This window comes from Streptomyces sp. NPDC053665 (assembly GCF_055585285.1).
Genome location: NZ_JBVJKK010000001.1, coordinates 1,219,919 through 1,241,862, shown reverse-complemented (window position 1 = coordinate 1,241,862; position 21,944 = coordinate 1,219,919). Strand labels below are relative to the sequence as shown.

Sequence of the window (21,944 nt, the reverse complement as noted above, 5' to 3'; positions counted from 1 at the left end):
CCGCCCCGGAGCCCTGACCGGCCCGGGGAGCAGCACCGACCGCCGCTGAGCCGCCGATCCCGGCGCCGCGCGATCTCTCCCTCCCACCTTTCTTCCGGTCAGGGCCCTCGTCCGCCCTTCTCCCTCCGGAAGACAAGGACCGCAGCCCATGGGCCGCCCCCTCACCCCGTCCTCCCGCGCGCTCTCGCAGAACTTCCTCGCCGACCGCGCCGCCGCCGAACGCTTCGCCCGGCTCGCCGTCCCGCGCGCCGGAACCGTCCCGCTCCTGCTCGAAGTCGGCGCGGGCAAGGGCGCGTTGACCGCGCCCCTCGCCCGTCGCTGCGGCGAGCTGCGCGCGTACGAGATCGACGCGCGGCTCGTGCCGGGGCTGCGCGCCCGGTTCTCCGGCAGCCCGGGCGTCCACGTCGTCGCCGGGGACTTCCTGGCCGTGCGGCCGCCGCGTACGGACTTCTCGGTCGCCGGGAACGTGCCGTTCTCCCGGACCGCCGAGGTCGTCGACTGGTGCCTGCGCGCCCCCGCCCTGACCGATGCCACGCTCCTCACCCAGCTCGAGTACGCCCGCCGGCGCACCGGTGACTACGGCAGCTGGACGCTGCTGACGGTCCGCAGCCGGCCCCGCCACTCCTGGCGGCTGCTCGGCCGGATCGGCCGGCGCAGTTTCCGGCCGGTGCCGCGTGTGGACGCCGGGGTGCTGCGCATCGAGCGGCGGGCGGCCCCGCTGCTCGACGCCGGCGCCCTGCCCGGCTGGCGCTCGCTGTTCGAACTCGGCTTCTCGGGGGTCGGCGGCTCCCTGCACGCGTCGCTGCGCCGGACCCATCCGCGACGCCGGGTCGACGCCGCCTTTCGGGCGGCGGGTCTGGATCGGGGCGTGCTGGTGGGCGAGGTGGACCCGGCACGGTGGCTGCGGCTGCACGAGGTGCTGCTCCCGTGAGCGGAAACCAGGTTGCACGAGACGTATCGTCTCGCCTAGGGTCTCCGGCATGACCCGTCGCGCGCACATCGCCATGTTCTCCATCGCCGCCCACGGCCACGTGAACCCCAGCCTGGAGGTGATCCGCGAACTCGTGGCCCGCGGGCACCGGGTGACCTACGCGATCCCGCCGGTGTTCGCCGGGAAGGTCGCCGAAACCGGTGCCGAGGTGAAGCCCTGGACCTCGACGCTGCCCTCGCCCGACGACGACCCCGAGGCGTGGGGGAGCACGCTGCTGGACAACGTGGAGCCGTTCCTCGACGACGCGATCCAGGCCCTCCCGCAGCTGGCCGAGGCGTACGAGGGCGATGAGCCGGACCTCGTCCTGCACGACATCGCCTCGTACCCGGGCCGGGTGCTCGCCCACCGCTGGGGCGTGCCCGCGATCTCCCTCTCCCCGGCCATGGTCGCCTGGGAGGGGTACGAGCAGGAGGTCGCCGAGCCCCTGTGGGAGGAGCCGAGGAAGACCGAGCGCGGCCGCGCCTACTACGCCCGTTTCGGCGCCTGGCTGGAGGAGAACGGCATCGCGCTGCACCCCGACGCGTTCGCGGGCCGGCCCGACCGGTCGATCGTCCTGATCCCCAAGGCGCTCCAGCCGAACGCGGACCGGGTCGACGAGCGCGTGTACTCCTTCGTCGGCGCCTGCCAGGGCGACCGCACCGCCGAGGGCGACTGGCGGCGGCCGGCCGGGGCCGGGAAGGTCGCGCTGGTCTCGCTCGGGTCCGCCTTCACCAAGCAGGCCGGTTTCTACCGGGAGTGCGTGCGGGCCTTCGGCGGCCTGCCGGACTGGCACCTGGTGCTCTCCATCGGCAGGCACATCGACCCTGCCGTCCTCGGGGACGTCCCCGCGAACGTCGAGGTGCACTCCTGGGTGCCGCAACTGGCCGTGCTGAGGCAGGCGGACCTGTTCGTCACGCACGCCGGCGCGGGCGGCAGCCAGGAGGGCCTGGCCACGGCCACGCCGATGATCGCCGTACCGCAGGCCGTGGACCAGTTCGGCAACGCCGAGATGCTCCAGGCGCTGGGCGTCGCCCGGTACCTGCCGACCGAGCAGGCGACCGGAGAGGCGTTGCGCGAAGCGGCCCTCGCCCTCGTCGGCGACCCGGAGGTCGCCCGGCGCCTGAAGGAGATCCAGGCGGAAACGGCCCGGGAGGGCGGCACGCGGCGCGCGGCGGATCTGATCGAGGCGGAACTGCGCGTACGTCACGCCTGACGGAACATGCCGTAGCGGGACCGGCCGGTTCGCCGAAGCGGGTCCGTCCGGTTCTGTGAACCGGACGGACCCGCCGCGCAGCAGGGTTCCGCCTCACACCCTGAGCGGTTCGCCCTCGTCGTCGCGTGCCGCCGCCCGCGCGACCGCCTGCGGCGCCTCGTCGTGCGTGAGGTCGGGCATCCGGTGCAGCCACTTCGGCAGGTACCAGTTGCGCTCCCCGAGCAGGGCCATCACCGCCGGGAGCAGCACGCCCCGGATGATCGTCGCGTCGATGAGGACCGCCGCCGCGAGACCCACGCCCATCTGCTTCATGGACTGCATGGACAGCGTCCCGAAGATGGCGAACACGGCGACCATGATGACCGCGGCACTCGTGACGACCCCGGCCGTGGTGACCACACCGTGCCGGATCGCGTCCTTCGTCGTCAGCCCGCGCAGCCGCGCCTCACGGATCCGGGACACCACGAACACGTGGTAGTCCATCGACAGGCCGAACAGGATCACGAACAGGAACAGCGGCAGCCAGGTGATGATCGCGCCGACGCCCTCCGCACCGACCAGCGACGCGCCCCAGCCGTGCTGGAAGACCGCCACGAGGATGCCGTACGCGGCGCCCACCGACAGCAGGTTCAGCACGATCGACGTCAGCGCGATCGTCAGCGAGCGGAACGACAGCAGCATCAGCGCGAAGGCGAACACCACCACGAACGCGAACACGGGCACAACCGCGCCGGCCAGTTGGTCGTTGAAGTCCTTCGACCCGGCCACCTGCCCGGTGATCGGCGCCTCCAGCCCCTCCACCTTGCCGAGCGTGGCCGGACGCACCTCGTCGCGCAGCTTGTCCAGACTCACCCCCGCCTGGTCCAGGTCGGAGCCGCCCACCAGCGGGACGTAGACGAACGCCACGTTCTGCGCGTCGTGCAGCTTGATCTCCACCGGGCCGCGGGAGGCACCCGAACTGATCGCCCGGTCACGGAAGCCGGCCAGCGCCGCCTTCACCTCCGGCGCGTTGATGTCGTGCGCCTTGACGACCACCTCGGCCGGTTCCGAACCGCCCGGGAAGGCCTCGTTGAGCCGGTTGTACGTCTGCACGATCGGCAGCGAGTCGCCGAACTCCTGGTCCAGCGTGAGCTGTTGCGTCTTCATGCCGAGTGCGGGGGCCGCGATGGCCAGCAGCGCACCGGCCGCCACCGCCACGGCGACCACCGGACGGGCCAGGACGCGCCGCAGCACGGCCGTCCAGAACCTGCTGTCCCCGCGGGCGCCCCGCCTGCGCCGGCGCAGGAACGGGAGGCGGCCCTTCTCCACCCGCTCGCCGAGCAGCGACAGCAGGGCCGGCAGCACGGTCACGGACCCGACCATGGCCACGGCGACCACCATCAGCGAGGCGAGGCCCATCGCCTCGAACTCGGCGAGTCCGGTGAACAGCATGCCCGCCATGGCCACGCACACAGTGACGCCCGAGACCACGATCGCCCGGCCGCTGGTGGCGGCGGCGATCCGCAGCGCCGTCTGCGCGTCCCGCCCGGCCTCGCGTTCCTCGCGCTCCCGGCGCAGGTAGAACAGGCAGTAGTCGACGCCGACCGCCATGCCGACCAGCAGCATCACGGAGTTGGCGGTCTCGCTCATCGGCATCACGTGACTGACGACGCCCATCAGGCCCATCGTCGCCATGATCGCGGTGACGGCGAGCGCCACCGGCAGCAGCGCGGCGACCAGCGCCCCGAACGCGATCAGCAGGATGCCGAGCGCGACCGGCACCGCCGAGTACTCGGCCTTCTTGAAGTCGTCGCCGAACGCGTCGTCGAACGTCTTCATCATGCTGGCGCCGCCGATCTCCTCGATCCGCACCGCCGCGTGGTCCTCCTGCACCCCCTCGACGGCCTTCAGCACCGGCTCGACCCGCTCACCGGCGGTGTCGGACGGGCCGCGCATGTCGAACTGGACGAGTGCGCTGCGCCCGTCCCTGGAGATCGTCTTCGCCTCGTACGGGGAGGTCACGTCGGTGACCCTGCCGGTGCCCTCCACGGCCGTGACGACCGCCGTGACGGCGTCGCGGAACTCGGCGTCCGTCGCCTTCAGATCACCGCCTCTGGCCTGGATCAGGACGGTCTCGCCGGCCGGTTCCTCGATCCCGGCGTCCTCGACGATCCGCGCGGCGGTGTGCGTCTCGCCCTTCAACTGGTCGCTGTCCTTGACGTCGACCCGGCCGGCCGCCGAACCGAGCCCCATGGCCAGGACGACGAACAGGACCCAGATGCCGACGGCGGCCCATCGGTGCCGGGCGCTCCAGCCGCCGGCCCGGGCGGCGAACCCCCGTACCCGTGCTTCTCCGTTCCCCATGGCGGGTCTGCCCCCTCGTGCCTCGGCGGCGGCCCCCTGCCGCCCCCCTCCGTGTCGAAACTAGGGGCCGGGGACGTCCATCTCGTCGTGCTGACCGGTGAAGTGGCGCGCCCGGTCTCCTCCCCGTGGACCGAGCCCCCTCCCCACTGGGGAGGACCCGCACCGACTGTGGTCCCTTACACCTATCGGCAGACATTCCGGGCTGCCGGGGTGTGTGGATCCTGGGCAGACGGTTGTGCCGCGTGGTGACCCGTGAGTAATTTCGGGGACCGGGCAGCTGCCCGCCCGGCCGTCGTGCCCGCCCCCACGGGGCACGACGGCCGGCTCGGGGCCCCGTGCGGACCGGGCCGGCACCGCCCGGCGGACGCGGGCGTTCCCGCCGGCCCGGCCTGGCGGCAGCCCCTAGGGTGAGCGGATGACGACGACTTACGCGGCCCTGCTGCGCGGGATCAACGTGGGCGGCAGCCGGAAGGTCCCGATGGCCGAACTGCGCGCGCTCCTGACGGATCTCGGACACGGCGACGTACGCACCTACCTCCAGAGCGGCCAGGCCGTGTTCTCCTCCGGGCAGGGGGACGAGGAGTCGCTGGCGGCCGGGATCACGGCGGCGATCGAGCAGCACTTCGGTTTCGGCGTCGACGTGATCGTGCGCGACCACGCCTACCTGAGGGCGATCGCGGAGAGCTGCCCCTTCCCGGCCGCCGGCCTGGAGCCGAAACAGCTCCACGTCACCTACTTCTCCGCGCCCGTCACCCCCGACCGCTTCGCCGGGATCGACCGGAGCGCGCACCTGCCGGAGGAGTTCCGGCTCGGCGACCGCGCCCTGTACCTCTACGCCCCGGACGGCCTCGGCCGCTCCAAGCTGGCCGAACAACTGGCCAAACCGCGCATCACCCGCGGCCTGATCGCCACGACCCGCAACTGGAACACCGTCCTCAAACTCGTGGAGCTGACGGATGACTGAGGACGGCCGCGACGTCCGGGCGGCCGTCGAGGGCGAACTGGCCCTGCTCGACCCGCGCACCGGCCGCTCACCGGGCACGGTGGAGGCGCTGCTGCACCCGGACTTCCAGGAGTTCGGCGCCTCCGGACGGCACTGGGACCGGGCCGGGATCGTCGCCCTGCTGACCGGGACCGCCGACGCCGGCGACCGGCCCGCCGTCACGACCGGCATGCGCGGGGTGCGGCTCGCCCCGGACGTCGTCCACCTCGTCTACGACACGGAGCTCGACGGCCGCCGCGCGCACCGCAGTTCCCTGTGGCGGCGGACGGACGGCGTGTGGCGGCTCTACTTCCACCAGGCGACCCCGTTCGGCGCGCCCGCCGGGTGACCTGGCGGGCGGCGCTCCCTCCTGTCGCAGGGCCGTCCTGTCGCAGGGCCATGCCGCCCCCGCCGCCGACCGCGTGAACAGCTCGGTCACGGGGGCCGTACCTACGGGCGACGGACGGTACGGACACGGAGTCTCGCCAGAGGGAGCGCACGGCCGGCGACAGGAGCCCGCAGCATGACCGACACCCACCTCGTCTACGCCTACGCGGTCCTGCGCCGCACCCCCGAGGCCGCCGCCGCGGCGGCACACCTGCGCGGCGTCGCCGGGGAACCGGTCCGTCTGGTGGACCCGGCCACCGCCGCCCCGCCCCTGGCCTTCGCCGTCGGCCCGGTCCCGCACGAGGACTACGGCGAGGCGCCCCTCGAGGCCCATCTGGACGACCTGGACTGGCTGGAGTCCACCGTCCGCTCCCATCACACCGTGGTCGCGGGCCTGGTCGCCTCCGGCGCGGCCGTCCTCCCCCTGCGCCTGGCCACGGTCTACCCCGACGAGCACAGCGCCCGGCAGGCCCTCGACACCCGCCGCGACTACTTCCTCTCCCTGCTGACCCGCCTCACCGGGCACGTGGAACTCGGCGTCAGGATCCACGCCGCCCCGGAAGTCCTGCCGCCGGGGACGGGCCCCGACAGCACCCACGAGCCGGCGCCGGGGCTCGGGGTCGGCCGCGCCTACCAGGCCATCCGCCGCCGCAGGCAGCGCCGGACGGAGGAAACCTGGCGCGCGGTCGCCGAGGGCGCCGCCCGGCTCACCCGAACCGCCGGCGCCCTGTCCGTCGACCGTGTCGCCCACACCCCCGAACGCACCGGCCCGGCGGGCTCGGGCACCGCCCTGGGCAACGACGCCTACCTGGTCCCCCGGGACCGCGTCGACGCCTTCCGCACGGGCGTCCTCGCCGTCGCGCGCGGCATTCCGGGACTGCGCGTGGAGGTCACCGGGCCCTGGGCCCCGTACTCCTTCGCCCTCCAGCCCGAGCCCGCGCCGTGACGCCGCCCCCCCCCGTGACGCCGCCCGCCGTGACGCCGCTCGCCGTGACGCCGCTCGCCGCGGGCGCTCAGGCGCTCGCGGCCCGCAGCGCCGGCACGCGCGCCGCCTCGTAGCGCTCCAGCACCACCCGCGCCACCTCGGGCGCGGGACCCAGGACGTCCGCGAGGACGTCCGCGTCCGCCGCGCCCCGGGCGATCCGGTCGGGCAGGAAGCCGGGGGCCAGGACGTACGGGGCGACGGCCACCCGGGCGCAGCCGAGGGCGCGGAGTTCGCGGACCGCGTCCTGCGTGCGCGGAAGGGAGGCGGAGGCGAACGCGGGCCGCACGGCGCACCAGCCGGTGTGCCGCCACTCCCGCGCGATTGCTGCGATCACCGCGTTCGCCTCCGGGTCGGAGGACCCCGCCGAGGCCAGTACGACCCCGGTCGAGGACTTGTCGGCGGGTGTCAGACCCGCCTCGTACAGCCGCCGCTCCAGGGCCGAGACCAGCAGCGGCGAGGGGCCGAGGACCTCCGCCTGGCGGATGCGCAGCCGCGCGGGGGCGTCCGCCAGGACCGCCGGGATGTCCGCCTTGGCGTGGAAGGCCCGGGTGAGCAGCAGCGGCAGCGCCACGACGTCCCGGACGCCCTGGACCGCCAGGGACTCCAGCACGCCTCCCACGGACGGCACGTTGAAGTCCAGGAAGCCGGTCTCCACCCGCACGCCGGGGCGCAGCGCGCGCACCCGGCGCACGAGGGCGTGCACGGTCGCGGCGTGCCGCGGGTCGCGGCTGCCGTGGGCGATGACGAGGAGAACGGGCGGCTGGAGCATGTCACTCACTTCACGAGCAGGCCGCGGCTGCGCAGCACCCACCGCTCCAGCGGACTGAAGATCAGCAGGTCGATGGCGATGCCGACGATCAGGATGAGCAGGATGGCCTCGAACACCATGGCCATGTCGCTGGCGTTGCGGCCGTTCTCCAGCAACTGGCCCAGCCCGACGCCCAGGTCGGGGAAGGAGGCGATGATCTCGGCCGCCATCAGCGAGCGCCAGGAGAACGCCCAGCCCTGCTTCAGGCCCGCCACGTACCCGGGCAGCGCCGCGGGCAGGACGATGTGCCAGGTGCCCTTCAGCCCGGTCGCGCCGAGCGTGCGGCCCGCGCGCAGGAACAGCGGCGGCACCTGGTCCACGCCCGACACCAGGCCGTTGGCGATCGACGGGACCGCGCCGAGCAGGATCACCGCGTACATCATCGAGTTGTTGAGCCCCAGCCAGATCACCGCCGGCGGGACCCAGGCGACCGAGGGCAGGGACTGCAGGCCGGACAGGATCGGCCCGATGGCCGCGCGGACGAACTTCACCCGGGCGACGAGCAGGCCCAGCGGTGTGCCGATCACCAGGGCCAGGCAGAAGCCGAGCAGGCCGCGCGAGACGCTGGTCCAGATGTAGCCGAGCAGTTCGCCCTCGAGCCACGCGGTGTGCACCACGTCCCACACCGCGGACGGCGCGGGCAGCTTGGTCGGATCGTCGACGATCCTGAACGAGACCAGGGCCTGCCAGACCGCCAGCACCAGCGCCACGGCGAGCACCGGCGGCAGGATCTTCTCGGTCAGGGTCTGCCGGAACGGCCTGCGGCCGGTCTGCACCGTCTCCAGTGCGTCCAGGCCCGCCTCCAGTCCGGCGAGATCGCTGCCGTCCTTGGTGACGGTCGTCTGATCAGTGCTGGCCATGGCGGCGGATCTCCCCACGCAGTTCTTCGGTGATCTCGACGGACAGTTCCGCGACGGCGGTGTCCTCGATGCGGCGCGGATGCGGGATGCCCACCGTCCACTCGCGGGCGATCCGCCCCGGGCGGGAGGACAGCAGCACCACGCGCTGCGCGAGCCGGACCGCCTCGCGCACGTTGTGCGTGACGAACAGCACCGACAGCTGCGTCTCGCGCCAGATGCGGGTCAGCTCGTCGTGCAGCACGTCCCGCGTGATGGCGTCCAGCGCCGCGAACGGCTCGTCCATCAGCAGCAGCCTGCTCTCCTGGGCGAGAGCCCGGGCCAGCGCGACCCGCTGCCGCATCCCGCCGGACAGCTCGTGGACGCGCTTGCCGTACGCGCCCTTCAGCCGGACGAGCTGAAGCAGTTCCTCGGCCCGCTCCCGGCGCTCGGCCTTCGCCACGCCCCGCAGCTTCAGGGCGAGTTCGATGTTCTTGCCCGCGGTCAGCCACGGGAACAGCGCGTGCTCCTGGAACATCAGCGCCGGGCGGCCGTCCGTGACGATCTCGCCGGCGGTGGGCCGGTCCAGGCCTGCCACCAGGTTGAGCAGCGTGGACTTGCCGCAGCCGGAGGCACCCAGGAGGGTGACGAACTCCCCGGGCGCGACGTCGAGGGTGATGTCGTCGAGGACGAGCTGCTGTCCGGCGGGGCCGGCGAAGGACTTCGAGACGTGCTCGATCCGTGCGGCGTGGGTGGCCGCCTCGGTGCCTTCGGCGGCCTTGGCGAGAGTCGTGGCCATGGTCGTCACCTCCTGGATACGTTGCGGGATACGGGTCAGCTCGCGCCGAGACCGGCGTCGTCGACCGTGGGCGCGCCCTCGGCCCGAAGGACCTCGTTCAGCGGCGCGAGGTCGTAGATGCCCTTCAGGTCCGGCTTCTCCAGCAGGCCCGCCTTGACGGCGTGTTCCGCCTCGGTGCCGAGGGTGGAGGCCAGCGGGTCGTCGGTGAACCGGATGGACTTCCACGCCGGGTCCAGCACATCGGCGGGCAGGGCCTTGCCGGAGTCCCGGGCGAGCCGCTCGTTCGCCGCCTTCTTCGCCGCGTCCGGATGGGCGTTGATCCACTTGTTGGTCGCCACCGAGCCCCGGAGCACGGCCTCGACCACCTTCGGGTGCTTCTCCAGGAAGTCCTGCCGCACGATGATGTTCGTGATCACGAACTTCCCGCCCGGCCACAGGCTCGACTCGTCCAGCAGCACCCGGCCGCCCTCGGCGACGAGCTTCGACGCCGTCGGCTCGGGCACCCACGCGCCGTCCACCGACCCGGACCGGAAGGCGTCCGGGGTGACCTTGTTGTCGCTGCGGACGACCGTGACGTCCCCTGTGCCGCTCTGCGGGTCGACCTTCCAGCCCTGCTCGGCGACCCAGTTGAGGAACGCCACGTCCTGTGTGTTGCCCAGCTGCGGGGTGGCGATCCGCTTGCCCTCGACGTCCTTCAGGCTCTTGACCTCGTCCGGGTTCACCACGAGCTTCACCCCGCCGGAGGCGGAACCGCCGATGATGCGCAGGTTCTTGCCGGCCGACTTGGTGTAGCCGTTGATGGCGGGGGAGGGGCCGATCCAGCCGATGTCGATGGATCCGGAGTTGAGCGCCTCGATCTCGGAGGGCCCGGCGTTGAAGACGGCCGGCTCGGCCCGGGTGGCGCCCAGTTCCTTCTGGAAGAACCCCTTCTGCATCCCGACCAGGGCGGTGCCGTGGGTGAGGTTGCCGAAGTAGCCGATCTTGACGCTGTCGAGACCGTCGATCCGCTGCGCCCCGGCGGCGACCTGGGCGGCACCGTCGTCCTTGGCCTGCGAGCCGTAGCCGCAGGCGGCCAGGGTGAGCAGGGGCAGCGCGGCCAGGACCGCGAGGCCGCGGCGCAGGGCGGATGATGCAGGCACGGGAGGTGGTCCTCTCGTAGGGCCCGGCGGTCACGGTCTGTCAGGTCGCGGCCGGGAGGTCGGCGGGTTTTCGGCGGTGGGGGGCGAGGGCGCGCGAGCGGTGCGCGTGCGTCAGCGCGCACATCGGGCCACTCCGCCCTGCCCGCTGCCGAGTACGCCGCTGCCGACGCGGCCGCCCTCCTTGGCGAACATGGAGTAGTAGTCGGGGGCGCTCATGTCAGAAGTCCCACCCGTCGTCCTCGGCCTCGTCCTTGACGGGCTCGGGGGCGGCGAAGGACTCCCCGACCATGCCGGCGGTGAGGGTGGTGCCGTCGTTCGGGTCGATGAGGATGAACGAGCCGGTGCGGCGCGAGTCGGCGTAGGAGTCGACCGGCAGCGGTTCGGCGGTGCGCACCTTCACCCGGCCGATGTCGTTGGCGACGAGCTGCCCCGGGTGCGGGTGCAGCGACAGGTCGGCCAGCGTCAGCCGCGACGGGATGTCCTTGACGATCGCCTTGACCGTGCGCGTGCCGTGCTTGAGCAGCACCCGGTGGCCGACGGTCAGCGGCGCGTCCGCGACATGGCAGACGGTCGCCTCGATGTCCTGCGTGGTCGCGGGCGCGTCCTTGCTCGGCACGATCAGGTCGCCGCGCGAGATGTCGATGTCGTCCTCCAGCAGGAGGGTCACCGACTGCGTCGTCCAGGCCACGTCGACCGGCTCGCCCAGCAGGTCGATGCCGGAGATCTTCGAGGCACGGCCCGACGGCAGCACGGTCACGGACTCGCCCACGCGGAACGAACCGGCCGCGATCTGGCCGGCGTAGCCCCGGTAGTCGGGGTGGTCCGCGCTCTGCGGCCGGATCACGTACTGCACGGGCAGCCGGGCGTGGCAGTGGCTCAGGTCGTGGCTGACCGGCACCGTCTCCAGGTGCTCCAGCACGGTCGGCCCGCCGTACCAGTCCATGTGCGAGGACGGGTCCACGACGTTGTCGCCGACCAGGGCCGAGATCGGGATGGCGGTGACCTCCGGCACGCCGAGCTCGGTCGCGTACGCCGTGAACTCCTCGGCGATGGCCGCGAACACCTTCTCCTCGTAGCCGACGAGGTCCATCTTGTTGACCGCGAGGACCACGTGCGGCACGCGCAGCAGGGCGGCGATGGCGGCGTGCCGGCGCGTCTGCTCCACGACGCCGTTGCGGGCGTCGACGAGGACGACGGTCAGCTCGGCCGTGGAGGCGCCGGTGACCATGTTCCGCGTGTACTGCACGTGGCCGGGGGTGTCGGCCAGGATGAACCGCCGCCGGGGCGTGGCGAAGTAGCGGTAGGCCACGTCGATGGTGATGCCCTGCTCGCGCTCGGCGCGCAGTCCGTCGGTCAGCAGCGCGAGGTCGGGCACGTCCTGCCCGCGGCTCGCGGAGGCGCGCTCCACGGCCTCCAGCTGATCGGTGAGAACCGACTTGGAGTCGTGCAGCAGCCGGCCCACCAGCGTGGACTTGCCGTCGTCGACGGAACCCGCGGTGGCGAAGCGCAGCAGGGTGGTGTCCGCGAGTTCCTCGGTGGTGATCGTGCTCATCTCTAGAAGTACCCCTCGCGCTTGCGGTCTTCCATCGCGGCCTCGGACATCTTGTCGTCGGCGCGGGTGGCGCCGCGCTCGGTGAGGCGGGAGGCGGCGATCTCCACGATCACCTTCTCGATCGTGTCGGCGTCGGAGTCCACCGCGCCGGTGCAGGACATGTCACCGACGGTCCGGTAGCGCACGAGCCGCTTCTCGACGCTCTCGCCGTCCTTCGGCCCGCCCCACTCGCCGGCGGTCAGCCACATGCCGCTGCGCCGGAACACCTCGCGCTCGTGCGCGTAGTAGATCTCCGGCAGCTCGATGCCCTCGCGGGCGATGTACTGCCACACGTCCAGCTCGGTCCAGTTGGACAGCGGGAACACACGCACGTGCTCGCCCGGGGCGTGCCGGCCGTTGTACAGGTTCCACAGCTCCGGGCGCTGGCGGCGCGGGTCCCACTGGGAGAACTCGTCGCGCAGCGAGAACACCCGCTCCTTGGCCCGGGCCTTCTCCTCGTCGCGCCGCCCGCCGCCGAAGACGGCGTCGAACCGCTCGGCCTGGATCTTCTCGGTCAGCGGCAGGGTCTGCAGCGGGTTGCGGGTGCCGTCCGGGCGCTCCTTGAGCACCCCGCGGTCGATGTAGTCCTGCACGGACGCGACGTGCAGCCGCAGCCCGTGCCGGGCGACCGTGCGGTCGCGGTAGTCGAGGACCTCGGGGAAGTTGTGCCCGGTGTCCACGTGCAGCAGGGAGAAGGGCACCGCCGCCGGGCGGAACGCCTTCAGCGCCAAGTGCAGCATGACGATGGAGTCCTTGCCGCCGGAGAACAGGATCACCGGCCGCTCGAACTCACCCGCCACCTCGCGGAAGATGTGCACCGCCTCGGACTCGAGGGCGTCCAGGTGCGACAGCGCGTACGGGCTGCCGGTCTGCCCGGACACGGTGGCGACGGTCGTCATGCTGTGCCCCTTTCGTTCGCTTCTCCGCCCGCGCGGCGCAGAGGCGCGGCTTTCGTGGTCGCCTGCGGCCGAGCGGCCGCGCGTGCGCCGCTCACTGGAGTCCCCTTTCCATCAGCAGCGCGTACACCGACGCCGCGGACTCCTGCACGGTCTGGTGCTGCGACTCGATCCGCAGATCGGGCGAGGCGGGCTCCTCGTACGGGTCGTCGACGCCGGTGAGTCCGGTGAGCTCGCCGGCGGCCTGCTTGGCGTACAGCCCCTTCACGTCCCGCTCGCTGCACACGTCGACCGGCGTGGCCACGTGCACCTCGACGTACGCCGTCCCGTTCGCCTGGTGGCGCTTGCGGACGGCCTCGCGGCTGTCCTGGTACGGCGCGATCACCGGGACCAGGGCCAGCACGCCGTTGCGGGCGAGGAGTTCGGCGACGAAGCCGATGCGCTGCACGTTGGTGTGCCGGTCCTCGCGGCCGAAGCCGAGGCCCGCGGAGAGGAACTCGCGGATCTCGTCGCCGTCGAGCACCTCGACCCGCCGGCCCTCCTCGCGCAGCCGGCCGGCCAGTTCGTGGGCGATGGTGGTCTTGCCCGCACTCGGCAGACCCGTGAGCCAGACGGTGGCTCCGGTCGTCACGTGTGTCTCCTGAGTCGTCTGGGTCGTGTGGGTGGTCTGAGGCGCCGTCATCCGTGCAGCCCGCATTCGGTCTTGGTGCGGCCGGCCCAGCGGCCGGCCCGCGCGTCCTCGCCCGCCAGGACCCGGCGGGTGCAGGGGGCGCAGCCGACGGAGGCGTAGCCGTCCGTCAGCAGCGGGTTCGTCAGGACGCCGTGCTCGGCGACGTAGGCGTCCACGTCGTCCTGCGTCCAGCGGGCGATGGGGGAGATCTTGACCTTCTGCCGCTTGTCGTCCCAGCCGACCACGGGGGTGTTCGCCCGGGTCGGGGACTCGTCGCGGCGCAGACCGGTGGCCCAGGCCTGGTAGTCCTTCAGTCCCTGCTCCAGCGGCCGCACCTTGCGCAGCGCGCAGCACAGGTCGGGGTTCCGGTCGTGCAGCTTCGGGCCGTACTCGGCGTCCTGCTCGGCGACCGTCTGCCGCGGGGTCAGCGTGATGACGTTGACGTCCATCACGGCGTCGACCGCGTCGCGGGTGCCGATGGTCTCCTCGAAGTGGTAGCCGGTGTCGAGGAAGACGACGTCGACGCCGGGCATCGCGCGGGAGGCGAGGTGGGCGACCACGGCGTCCTCCATCGAGGACGTCACGCAGAAGCGCTTGCCGAACGTCCGGGCCGCCCAGGTGAGGATCTCCAGCGCGGAGGCGTCCTCCAGGTCGCGCCCCGCCTGCTCGGCGAGCGCCTTCAACTCCTCCGTGCCGCGCTCTTCCTGAGTGGTCGTCATATGCGTTCCCCTCCGGAGTCGGATGTCCTCGATCCCTGGGACAGCAGCCCGAGGAACTTCAGCCGGAAGGCCCGGCTGCACGCCGCGCACTCCCACGCGCCGTGCCCCTCCTCGCTCGGCCGCAGGTCCTCGTCCCCGCAGTAGGGGCAGTAGAACGGCGCCATCCGCTCGCTCACGACAGGGCCTCCTCGTCGGCCCGGGACACCCAGGCCGCGAACCGCTCGCCGTCGGCGCGCTCGGCCTGGAACCGCTTCAGCACACGCTCGATGTAGTCGGGCAGCTCGTCGGAGGTGACCTTCAGGCCGCGCACCTTGCGGCCGAACCCGGCCTCCAGGCCGAGCGCCCCGCCCAGGTGCACCTGGTAGCCCTCGACCTGCTCGCCCCGGTCGTTCAGGACCAGCTGCCCCTTGAGACCGATGTCCGCGACCTGGATGCGGGCGCAGGCGTTGGGGCAGCCGTTGAGGTTGATGGTGAGCGGCTCGTCGAACTCCGGCAGGCGGCGCTCCAGTTCGTCGATGAGCTGCGAGCCGCGCTGCTTGGTCTCGACGATGGCGAGCTTGCAGAACTCGATGCCGGTGCAGGCCATGGTGCCGCGCCGGAAGGTGGACGGCCGCGCGGTCAGGTCGAGCGCCTCCAGGGCCTCCACGAGCGAGTCGACCTGGTCTTCCTCGACGTCCAGGACGATCATCTTCTGCTCGACGGTGGTGCGCACCCGGCCCGAGCCGTGGGCCTCGGCGAGGTCGGCGACCTTGGTCAGCGTCGCACCGTCGACGCGTCCCACGCGGGGCGCGAAGCCGACGTAGAAGCGGCCGTCCTGCTGCCGGTGCACCCCGATGTGGTCGCGCCACTGCTGCGACGGCTGCGCGGGAGCCGGACCGTCGGTCAGCTTCCGCCCGCCGAGGTACTCGTCCTCCAGCACCTGGCGGAACTTCTCCGCACCCCAGTCGGCGACCAGGAACTTCAGCCGGGCGCGGTTGCGCAGCCGGCGGTAGCCGTAGTCGCGGAAGATGGAGATGACGCCCTCGTAGACGTCCGGGACGTCCTCGAGGGGCACCCAGGCGCCCAGCCGCACGCCGAGCTTGGGGTTGGTGGACAGGCCGCCGCCGACCCACACGTCGAAACCGGGACCGTGCTCGGGGTGCTCCACGCCGACGAACGCGACGTCGTTGATCTCGTGCACGACGTCCAGCAGGGGCGAACCCGAGATGGCCGTCTTGAACTTCCGCGGCAGGTTCGAGTACGCCGGGTTGTTGAGCACCCGGCGCTTCATCTCCTCCAGGGCCGGGGTGGCGTCGATGATCTCGTCGGCGGCGATGCCCGCCACCGGGGAACCGATCATCACGCGCGGGGTGTCGCCGCAGGCGGTGACGGTGGACAGTCCCACGCCCTCCAGCCGGTTCCAGATCTCGGGCACGTCCTCGATCCGGATCCAGTGGTACTGCACGTTCTGCCGGTCGGTGATGTCCGCGGTGCCGCGCGCGAACTCCTGCGAGATCTCGCCGATGACCCTCAGCTGCCGCGTGGTCAGCGCCCCGCCGTCGATCCGCACGCGCAGCATGAAGTACTCGTCGTCCAGCTCCTCCGGCTCCAGGATCGCCGTCTTGCCGCCGTCGATCCCGGGCTTGCGCTGGGTGTACAGACCCCACCAGCGCATCCGGCCGCGCAGGTCGTTCGGGTCGATCGAGGCGAAGCCCCGCTTCGAGTAGATCGTCTCAATGCGTGTCCGCACATTGAGACCGTCGTCGTCCTTCTTGAACTGCTCGTTGCCGTTCAGCGGGGTGAAGTGCCCCGCGGCCCACTGGCCTTCACCGCGGTGACGGCTCACCTTGCGGCGGGGAGTCGCGGCGGCAGGCTTCTGCGGGGTGGCGGCCATGGGGATACGTCCTTCGGACAGGCGGGAGATGCTGCTCTGACCTGCGCGTGCGCGCATGCGTGCACCTGCGCGTCCTTGCGCGGGCGAGAGTCAGGAGAAGAGGGATGTGCGGCGCGTGCTGAGTGCTCTCAGTGCGCCGGACAGATGGCGCTGGACATGCGGCCGAGGTCGACGTGCCGTCGACTCACCAAGGCGATTCCAGTTCCAGACATGACGGAAGCGTGTCACGGCGATCTGGACACAGTCCAGCATTGTCCGAGATGCGGACACCCTTGTCTCGCACAGCAAGACAAGGGTGTCCTGGGTCACATGCGGGCCGGTGGCCGTGTCCGGCCAGGTCAGGCGGGGAACGCCCCAGGCCACGGTCCCGGAGTGGCGGCGTCCGCCTCCTCCTCGACCTTGGTGTCGAAGAGCTTGAAGCCGCGCCGCTGGTAGTTGTCCATCGCGTGCTCGCCGTCCTTGCTGCAGGTGTGCAGCCATACGCGCTTCGTCGGCGCCAGTCCCGCCCAGCGGTCCGCGAGATCCCAGGCCCGTGCCGTGCCGTAGGACAGCAGGTGCCCGCCGATGCGCCGGCCGCGGAACGCCGGGAGCAGCCCGAAGTAGACGATCTCCACGACGGCGTCGTCCTGCGCCTCCAGCTCCACATATCCGGCCGGTGTGCCCCGGTCGTAGGCCACCCACGTCTCCACGCCGGGCCGCCGCAGGTGCTCCAGCCAGCGCGCGTACGACCAGCTCAGCCGGTCCGTCCAGCGGATGTCGCCGCCGACCGAGGCGTACAGGAACCGGCTGAACTCGGGCGAGGGCACCTCGGAGCGGACGACCCGGACGTCCCCGTCCGGCGCCACGGCCGGCAGCAGGTCGGTCGGGGCGGTCTGCTCCAGGGACCAGGTGGTCACGGCGATGGTGGTCATGCGGGCCAGAAAATCATCCGGCCGGCCGGTCTGTCGACGCCGGCCCCGTCCGCCTACCGGTCCGAGGAGCGCTCCACGGCACGCTCGAGCGACGCCAGCGGCACGGCGAACAGCATCCGCCCGGACTGGGACCACACCTCACCGGTGTCCTGCCCGTACGACAGCGAGCCCGAGCCGCCGCTCCAGCAGTGGCGCGACTCGTCCGGCCCGCACACCGCCGCGCCCGCACCCTCGGTGTCCTGGCGCCACAGCGTCCCGTGCGATCCCGGCTCGTCCGCCGCCCGGTCCAGGTACCAGTCCGGGCCGTGCGCCAGCACGCCCCGCACGTCGGCCGCCTCGGACTCGTACGCCGCCACCGGCTCCGCCCGCCCCGAGACGCCGGTGGACAGCAGTCCCGAACGGGCCGGGTCCCGGCTCAGGGCGTACCGCCACAGCCGGGTGCGCCGCTCGCCGTCCGCGGGCACCCACTCGCCGGCCACCAGACTGTCGGGGGAGGTGCTGCGGTCCAGGGAGACGGCGGCCGGGCGCGGGCCGCCCGCGGGCAGGCTGTAGGAGGCGACGGCGGGCAGCACGAACCGGGAGCCGTGCGCCGACCAGCCGCCGCGCACCCGGCCGACCGCACCGGAGGCGACACTCGCGCGCTGGATGCGGTCCAGGTCGTACACGTACAGCGCCCGCCGGTCGCCCTCGCGGGTCGTCACCAGCAGCTTGTCCTGGTACCACGTCATCCCCGACAGGGGGGAGACCAGGCCGCGGTAGTCCCGGCCGCCGTCGACCGGGACGGCCAGCAGGGCCCAGGCGTAGCGGGCCCGTGCCGGGTCGTCCGCGTCGACGAAGGCGACCTTGGCCAGACCCTGCTCGGGGGACGGCCCGTCCAGGGAGCCGCCCGCGCCGCCGCGGGTCCAGCCGGAGAGGACGACGCGGTGTTCGCCCCAGCGGCCGTCGTCGTCCGCGTCGCCCGAGGTGGTCACCGCGCCGGGCCGCCAGCCGCTCGTCTCGGTGGCGCCGAAGCAGTACGCCCGGCTCGCCGCGGGTGCGAGGGGCAGGTCGCGCCGGTCCCCGGCCGGGCAGTGCGCCGCCCGCCGCAGGGGCAGGTCGGCGTCCTTCAGCACCGCGCCCACCCCGACGGGGCGGCCCATTCCGGCCGCGAGCCGGTCCAGCCACCGCTCGGGCACCCGGTGCTCGGTCAGCGGCAGCCGCCCGGCTCCGGAGGACGCCGAGACGGTCCGCAGTGCCCCGGGGGTCTCCGCGACGGTGGCCTGCGAGGCGCTGATCAACGTGGCGGCGGCGGTGAGCGAGAGAGCCGTCCCGGCCAGGGTCGCGCGCAGCGCCCTGCCCCGTCTGCGCCGCCGGTGTCTGCCGCGATGCTTCATACCGTCCTCCCGAGACGGGCCAACTGCGCCCTGTGATCCGTACGTTGGCGCAGGAGCAGGTGGGGTGGCCCGTACACGGATGCTACGGCAGGGGCGGGCCCGAGGGGCGAAGACCCTGCAAACATGCGCAAGATGCACCCCTGGGGGCGGTCCGGCGCGTACCGCCGGTGAAGCTCAGGGCGCCGCTGCGGACCTGCGGTGCCGGCTGACGGCCGGTGCGGCCGAGTGCGGCAGCAGATCGCGCGGGTCGTCCGGCAGCAGCACCTCCACCTGCACGTCCTCGGCGAACCGGTACGGCCGGTGCTGGAGGAACGCGCCCAGGTAGCGCCGCACTCGCGACATCTCGGCCCGGACCGTCACCGTGCGGCCCGGATCGCCGAACACGTCCCCGGCCAGGCCGGAGGCACTGCGGCCGGACCGGTGCACGGCCAGGAGGAACAGCAACTCCGCGTGCCGCGGGCTCAGTTCGCGCGCCCAGGAACCCGCACCGCCGGACACCTCCACCGACCAGCGGCGCGCCCGGCTGAGGTCCAGCACGATCCTCGCCGACCCCCGCGGTCCCGGCCCGTCGGCGGCCGGCCGCAGCAGCCAGCCGCCGGCCAGCGGCTCCACGGCGCACAGCCCGAGCGCCGGGATCCACCGGTGGCCCGGGGACATGGCCTTCGGCAGCGCCACCCGCCGGGTGTACGGCATTCCGCCCACCGCGGCCGTCCAGCCGTCCCGATCGACCGCCAGGGCCCGCCCGGGGAGCCGGGCCAGCACCGGCGCCGCCACCGCCCGCAGCCGCTCCAGCGACTCCGTGTGTATCTCGCGCAGCCGGGCCTCGGCGAGCTTGGCCACCGAGTCCACCCATGCGAGCGTGGCCGGGTGCATGGTCTCCAGCGGACCGCTGACGTCGACCACGCCGATCAGCCGGCCGTCCCGCGGATCCGTCAGCGGGGCGCCCGCGCACGTCCACTCGGCCTGGGACCGCACGAAGTGCTCGGAGGCGAAGACCTGCACGGGCCGGCGCACCACGGCCGGGGTGCCCACGCCGTTCGTGCCCACGACGTCCTCGCGCCAGTCCGCGCCGAGCGCGAAGCCCAGCCCGTCGGCCTTGCGCAGCACCGGCGCGCTGCCCTCGCGCCACAGCACCCGGCCCTCGTCGTCGGCCACGACCATGATGTGGTGCGCGACGTCCGCGGCCGCCAGCAGCCCGTCCCGCAGCACCGGCAGGACGTGCCGCAGCACCGAGGTCTCGCGCCGCCGCTGCACCTCCTCGCGGGACAGCGGGTCGGCCCGGACGTCGTGGTCCGGATCGACGCCCCCGCGCAGCATCCGGCCCCAGGACTGCTCGATGACGGGGCGCGGTGCGACGGGAGCGGGCCGGCCCGAGAGCCGGGCCGAACGGACCTGCTCGAGGACCCGGGCCGCACGCGAGGTGTCCACGGCGGCCAGATGCGTGACGTCCATACGCGTGCGCCCCCCGGGATCGTGGCTGACTGTGTGTCCCATGGTGCCGCCTGCCGGAGGGGATCGTGCACGGTCCGCACACAGTCGGCAGCAAGTTGCAACCCCTTGCAACCCTGGTGGACGGCCCCGGCCGTGTCCGAAACTTGATCTGCGCCGTCCCGAGCGGCGTTCACGGCTCGAACGGGCCTGTGCGGCGGGGGTGGTGCCGTGTCGGCGCAGCACCACCCCCGCTTCGCATGCCGCGCGGTCCTGAACGGCCGGTCAGGACTCCGGCCGGGCGCGGTCCACCACGGAGGCCAGATCCAGCGTGTGCGGCAGCGTCCCGAAGGCCGCGCCGCCGTCACCGCCCAGGCGGGAAGCGCAGAAGGCGTCGGCCACCTGCGGCGGCGCGAACCGGACCAGCAGCGATCCCTGGAGCACCAGGGCGAGCCGCTCCACCAGCCGCCGCGCCCGCCCCTCCACGCCGTCCAGGTCGGCCAGCTCGGTCAGCAGGTCCTTGACGGCCTTGTCCAGCCGGTGGTCGGCGCCGCGCGACTGCCCGACCTCCCGCAGGTAGGCGTCCAGCGCGGCGGGCTCCCGCCGCAGCGCCCGCAGCACGTCGAGGGCCTGCACGTTGCCCGCGCCCTCCCAGATCGAGTTGAGCGGCGACTCACGCACCAGCCGGGGCATCCCGGACTCCTCGACGTACCCGTTGCCGCCCAGGCACTCCGCCGCCTCCACCGCCACCGCCGGGCAGCGCTTGGTCACCCAGTACTTGGCGGCCGGCACCGCGATCCGCAGCAGCGCCCGCTCCCGCTCGCCGCCGTCGTCACAGGCCGCCGCCAGCCGCAGCGCCAGCGTCGTCGCCGCCTCCGACTCCAGCGCCAGATCGGCCAGGACGTTGCGCATCAGCGGCTTGTCGGTGAGCTTCGCGCCGAACGCCTCCCGGTGGGAGCAGTGGTGCACGGCCTGCGCCACGGCCTGGCGCATCAGCCCGGCCGAGCCCAGCACGCAGTCGAGCCGGGTCGCCGCGACCATCCCGATGATGGTGCGCACCCCGCGCCCCTCCTCACCCACCCGGCGCGCCCAGGTGCCGTCGAACTCCACCTCCGCCGAGGCGTTCGACCGGTTGCCCAGCTTGTCCTTCAGCCGCTGGATCAGGAACACGTTGCGCGTGCCGTCCCGCAGCACCCGCGGCACCAGGAAGCAGGTGAGCCCTCCCGGGGCCTGCGCCAGCACCAGGAAACCGTCGGACATCGGCGCCGAGCAGAACCACTTGTGCCCGGTCAGCTCGTACGTCCCCGCCTCCGCGAGGGGCCGCGCGGAGGTGGTGTTCGCCCGTACGTCGCTGCCGCCCTGCTTCTCCGTCATGCCCATCCCGAACAGCGCCCCCGCCTTCAGGTGCGCGGGCCGCAGCTCACGGTCGTAGACCATGGACGTCAGCCGGGGCTCCCACTCGGCGGCCAGCTCCGGGTCCGCGCGCAGGGCGGGCACGGCCGCGTGGGTCATCGACAGCGGGCAGCCGTTGCCGGCCTCCACCTGCGTCCACACCATGAACGCGGCGGCCCGCCGCACGTGACCGGCCGGCCGGTCCCAGGCGGCCGTCAGGCCGGCCGAGACGCCCTTGCCGAGCAAGCGGTGCCAGGAGGGGTGGAACTCGACCTCGTCGATCCGGTTGCCGTAGCGGTCGTGGGTGCGCAGCCGCGGCGGGTTGTCGTTGGCGAGGACCCCCCACTCCTGCACCTGGGCCGAGCCGGAGGTGCGCCCGAGGGCCGACAGTTCGCCGAGCACCTCCTCGCGCAGGCCCGGTGCCACGTGCCGTTCGACCGCGGCGGCCAGGGCCCGGTCGGCGGAGAAGACGTCGTACCCCACCAGGGGCGGGACCTGGTTCGTCACGGTGTGCGTGCTGCCTGCCATGCTGCGAACGTACCCCGTGCCCCGGCGCCGCTCACCGGCGCAGCGGGTCCGGTCCGCACGGACCCGGCCTGTGGGTGAGTGGGGCCGGGCGTGACGGATAC

21 protein-coding genes are annotated in these 21,944 nt (G+C 73.1%); 5 read left to right on the top strand and 16 right to left on the bottom strand.

Annotated elements, in window-relative coordinates; genetic code table 11:
* Positions 1-148: 148 nt before the first annotated feature.
* Together erm and mgt are read left to right on the top strand one after the other, a co-directional pair.
* Positions 149-931, top strand: a complete 783-nt coding sequence (gene erm, locus ACZ6ZN_RS05340; protein ID WP_469643196.1) for an ErmE/ErmH/ErmO/ErmR family 23S rRNA (adenine(2058)-N(6))-methyltransferase — start codon at positions 149-151, stop codon at positions 929-931.
* A 49-nt stretch (positions 932-980) separates the two neighbouring features.
* Entirely contained in the window at positions 981-2,183 is a 1,203-nt protein-coding gene (gene mgt, locus ACZ6ZN_RS05335) for a macrolide-inactivating glycosyltransferase (RefSeq protein WP_469643194.1), read from the top strand.
* A gap of 93 nt (positions 2,184-2,276) precedes the next feature.
* Here mgt and ACZ6ZN_RS05330 read toward each other — a convergent pair whose 3' ends face one another.
* Positions 2,277-4,526 (bottom strand): MMPL family transporter, encoded by a 2,250-nt coding sequence (locus tag ACZ6ZN_RS05330; RefSeq protein WP_451877845.1) that lies wholly within the window; start codon positions 4,524-4,526, stop codon positions 2,277-2,279.
* Between the two features lie 415 nt (positions 4,527-4,941).
* Here ACZ6ZN_RS05330 and ACZ6ZN_RS05325 point away from each other — a divergent pair, with 415 nt between their 5' ends.
* From ACZ6ZN_RS05325 to ACZ6ZN_RS05315, 3 genes are all read left to right on the top strand, one after another.
* Positions 4,942-5,490 (top strand): DUF1697 domain-containing protein, encoded by a 549-nt coding sequence (locus tag ACZ6ZN_RS05325; RefSeq protein ID WP_451877846.1) that lies wholly within the window; start codon positions 4,942-4,944, stop codon positions 5,488-5,490.
* Positions 5,483-5,857 carry a nuclear transport factor 2 family protein gene (locus tag ACZ6ZN_RS05320; RefSeq protein ID WP_398109659.1) on the top strand — a complete coding sequence of 125 codons (375 nt, stop codon included), beginning with the start codon at positions 5,483-5,485 and terminating at the stop codon, positions 5,855-5,857. Before ACZ6ZN_RS05325 ends, ACZ6ZN_RS05320 begins: the two co-directional genes overlap by 8 nt.
* A gap of 174 nt (positions 5,858-6,031) precedes the next feature.
* Complete coding sequence (locus ACZ6ZN_RS05315; RefSeq protein WP_469643191.1) at positions 6,032-6,841, top strand: GvpL/GvpF family gas vesicle protein; 810 nt, start codon at positions 6,032-6,034, stop codon at positions 6,839-6,841.
* 67 nt (positions 6,842-6,908) lie between these two features.
* On the opposite strand, the gene ACZ6ZN_RS05310 is transcribed toward ACZ6ZN_RS05315, so the two are convergent.
* The 15 genes from ACZ6ZN_RS05310 to ACZ6ZN_RS05240 form a co-directional block, all read right to left on the bottom strand.
* Positions 6,909-7,649 carry a sirohydrochlorin chelatase gene (locus ACZ6ZN_RS05310; RefSeq protein WP_469643189.1) on the bottom strand — a complete coding sequence of 247 codons (741 nt, stop codon included), beginning with the start codon at positions 7,647-7,649 and terminating at the stop codon, positions 6,909-6,911.
* A gap of 5 nt (positions 7,650-7,654) precedes the next feature.
* Positions 7,655-8,548, bottom strand: a complete 894-nt coding sequence (locus ACZ6ZN_RS05305) for an ABC transporter permease (RefSeq protein WP_451877851.1) — start codon at positions 8,546-8,548, stop codon at positions 7,655-7,657.
* Complete coding sequence (locus ACZ6ZN_RS05300) at positions 8,535-9,323, bottom strand: ABC transporter ATP-binding protein (RefSeq protein WP_398109655.1); 789 nt, start codon at positions 9,321-9,323, stop codon at positions 8,535-8,537. The genes ACZ6ZN_RS05305 and ACZ6ZN_RS05300 overlap by 14 nt, the downstream gene beginning before the upstream one ends.
* Positions 9,324-9,358: 35 nt before the next feature.
* On the bottom strand, positions 9,359-10,462 hold the full coding sequence (locus ACZ6ZN_RS05295) for an aliphatic sulfonate ABC transporter substrate-binding protein (RefSeq protein ID WP_469643187.1): 1,104 nt from the start codon (positions 10,460-10,462) through the stop codon (positions 9,359-9,361).
* Between the two features lie 217 nt (positions 10,463-10,679).
* Positions 10,680-12,014 (bottom strand): sulfate adenylyltransferase subunit 1, encoded by a 1,335-nt coding sequence (locus tag ACZ6ZN_RS05290; RefSeq protein ID WP_451877853.1) that lies wholly within the window; start codon positions 12,012-12,014, stop codon positions 10,680-10,682.
* Positions 12,015-12,016: 2 nt separating this feature from the next.
* Positions 12,017-12,952 carry a sulfate adenylyltransferase subunit CysD gene (gene cysD, locus ACZ6ZN_RS05285; protein ID WP_398109652.1) on the bottom strand — a complete coding sequence of 312 codons (936 nt, stop codon included), beginning with the start codon at positions 12,950-12,952 and terminating at the stop codon, positions 12,017-12,019.
* Between the two features lie 91 nt (positions 12,953-13,043).
* Positions 13,044-13,631, bottom strand: coding sequence for an adenylyl-sulfate kinase (gene cysC / locus ACZ6ZN_RS05280; RefSeq protein WP_469643184.1), 588 nt, complete (start codon positions 13,629-13,631; stop codon positions 13,044-13,046).
* Positions 13,628-14,338 (bottom strand): phosphoadenylyl-sulfate reductase, encoded by a 711-nt coding sequence (locus ACZ6ZN_RS05275; RefSeq protein ID WP_451877856.1) that lies wholly within the window; start codon positions 14,336-14,338, stop codon positions 13,628-13,630. Before ACZ6ZN_RS05275 ends, cysC begins: the two co-directional genes overlap by 4 nt.
* Positions 14,335-14,514 carry a hypothetical protein gene (locus tag ACZ6ZN_RS05270; RefSeq protein WP_398109649.1) on the bottom strand — a complete coding sequence of 60 codons (180 nt, stop codon included), beginning with the start codon at positions 14,512-14,514 and terminating at the stop codon, positions 14,335-14,337. Before ACZ6ZN_RS05270 ends, ACZ6ZN_RS05275 begins: the two co-directional genes overlap by 4 nt.
* Positions 14,511-16,211, bottom strand: coding sequence for a nitrite/sulfite reductase (locus ACZ6ZN_RS05265; protein ID WP_398109648.1), 1,701 nt, complete (start codon positions 16,209-16,211; stop codon positions 14,511-14,513). Before ACZ6ZN_RS05265 ends, ACZ6ZN_RS05270 begins: the two co-directional genes overlap by 4 nt.
* A 128-nt stretch (positions 16,212-16,339) precedes the next feature.
* A complete protein-coding gene (locus ACZ6ZN_RS05260) occupies positions 16,340-16,423 on the bottom strand; it encodes a putative leader peptide (protein ID WP_311241247.1) in 84 nt (27 codons plus the stop codon).
* 126 nt (positions 16,424-16,549) lie between these two features.
* Positions 16,550-17,122 (bottom strand): GNAT family N-acetyltransferase, encoded by a 573-nt coding sequence (locus tag ACZ6ZN_RS05255; protein ID WP_398109647.1) that lies wholly within the window; start codon positions 17,120-17,122, stop codon positions 16,550-16,552.
* A gap of 53 nt (positions 17,123-17,175) precedes the next feature.
* Entirely contained in the window at positions 17,176-18,495 is a 1,320-nt protein-coding gene (locus ACZ6ZN_RS05250; RefSeq protein WP_469643181.1) for a hypothetical protein, read from the bottom strand.
* Positions 18,496-18,669: 174 nt separating this feature from the next.
* Complete coding sequence (locus ACZ6ZN_RS05245) at positions 18,670-19,947, bottom strand: GAF domain-containing protein (RefSeq protein WP_469643179.1); 1,278 nt, start codon at positions 19,945-19,947, stop codon at positions 18,670-18,672.
* 261 nt (positions 19,948-20,208) lie between these two features.
* Positions 20,209-21,843: an acyl-CoA dehydrogenase family protein gene (locus tag ACZ6ZN_RS05240; RefSeq protein WP_469643177.1), complete on the bottom strand. Its 1,635-nt coding sequence runs from the start codon at positions 21,841-21,843 to the stop codon at positions 20,209-20,211.
* Positions 21,844-21,944 lie beyond the last annotated feature (101 nt).

Coding starts and splice junctions, on each gene's coding strand:
- erm (WP_469643196.1), top strand. CDS start 149: ATGGGCCGCCCCCTCACCCCGTCCTCCCGCGCGCTCTCGCAGAACTTC.
- mgt (WP_469643194.1), top strand. CDS start 981: ATGACCCGTCGCGCGCACATCGCCATGTTCTCCATCGCCGCCCACGGC.
- ACZ6ZN_RS05330 (WP_451877845.1), bottom strand. CDS start 4,526: ATGGGGAACGGAGAAGCACGGGTACGGGGGTTCGCCGCCCGGGCCGGC.
- ACZ6ZN_RS05325 (WP_451877846.1), top strand. CDS start 4,942: ATGACGACGACTTACGCGGCCCTGCTGCGCGGGATCAACGTGGGCGGC.
- ACZ6ZN_RS05320 (WP_398109659.1), top strand. CDS start 5,483: ATGACTGAGGACGGCCGCGACGTCCGGGCGGCCGTCGAGGGCGAACTG.
- ACZ6ZN_RS05315 (WP_469643191.1), top strand. CDS start 6,032: ATGACCGACACCCACCTCGTCTACGCCTACGCGGTCCTGCGCCGCACC.
- ACZ6ZN_RS05310 (WP_469643189.1), bottom strand. CDS start 7,649: ATGCTCCAGCCGCCCGTTCTCCTCGTCATCGCCCACGGCAGCCGCGAC.
- ACZ6ZN_RS05305 (WP_451877851.1), bottom strand. CDS start 8,548: ATGGCCAGCACTGATCAGACGACCGTCACCAAGGACGGCAGCGATCTC.
- ACZ6ZN_RS05300 (WP_398109655.1), bottom strand. CDS start 9,323: ATGGCCACGACTCTCGCCAAGGCCGCCGAAGGCACCGAGGCGGCCACC.
- ACZ6ZN_RS05290 (WP_451877853.1), bottom strand. CDS start 12,014: ATGAGCACGATCACCACCGAGGAACTCGCGGACACCACCCTGCTGCGC.
- cysD (WP_398109652.1), bottom strand. CDS start 12,952: ATGACGACCGTCGCCACCGTGTCCGGGCAGACCGGCAGCCCGTACGCG.
- cysC (WP_469643184.1), bottom strand. CDS start 13,631: ATGACGGCGCCTCAGACCACCCACACGACCCAGACGACTCAGGAGACA.
- ACZ6ZN_RS05275 (WP_451877856.1), bottom strand. CDS start 14,338: ATGACGACCACTCAGGAAGAGCGCGGCACGGAGGAGTTGAAGGCGCTC.
- ACZ6ZN_RS05265 (WP_398109648.1), bottom strand. CDS start 16,211: ATGGCCGCCACCCCGCAGAAGCCTGCCGCCGCGACTCCCCGCCGCAAG.
- ACZ6ZN_RS05260 (WP_311241247.1), bottom strand. CDS start 16,423: ATGTCTGGAACTGGAATCGCCTTGGTGAGTCGACGGCACGTCGACCTC.
- ACZ6ZN_RS05255 (WP_398109647.1), bottom strand. CDS start 17,122: ATGACCACCATCGCCGTGACCACCTGGTCCCTGGAGCAGACCGCCCCG.
- ACZ6ZN_RS05250 (WP_469643181.1), bottom strand. CDS start 18,495: ATGAAGCATCGCGGCAGACACCGGCGGCGCAGACGGGGCAGGGCGCTG.
- ACZ6ZN_RS05245 (WP_469643179.1), bottom strand. CDS start 19,947: ATGGACGTCACGCATCTGGCCGCCGTGGACACCTCGCGTGCGGCCCGG.
- ACZ6ZN_RS05240 (WP_469643177.1), bottom strand. CDS start 21,843: ATGGCAGGCAGCACGCACACCGTGACGAACCAGGTCCCGCCCCTGGTG.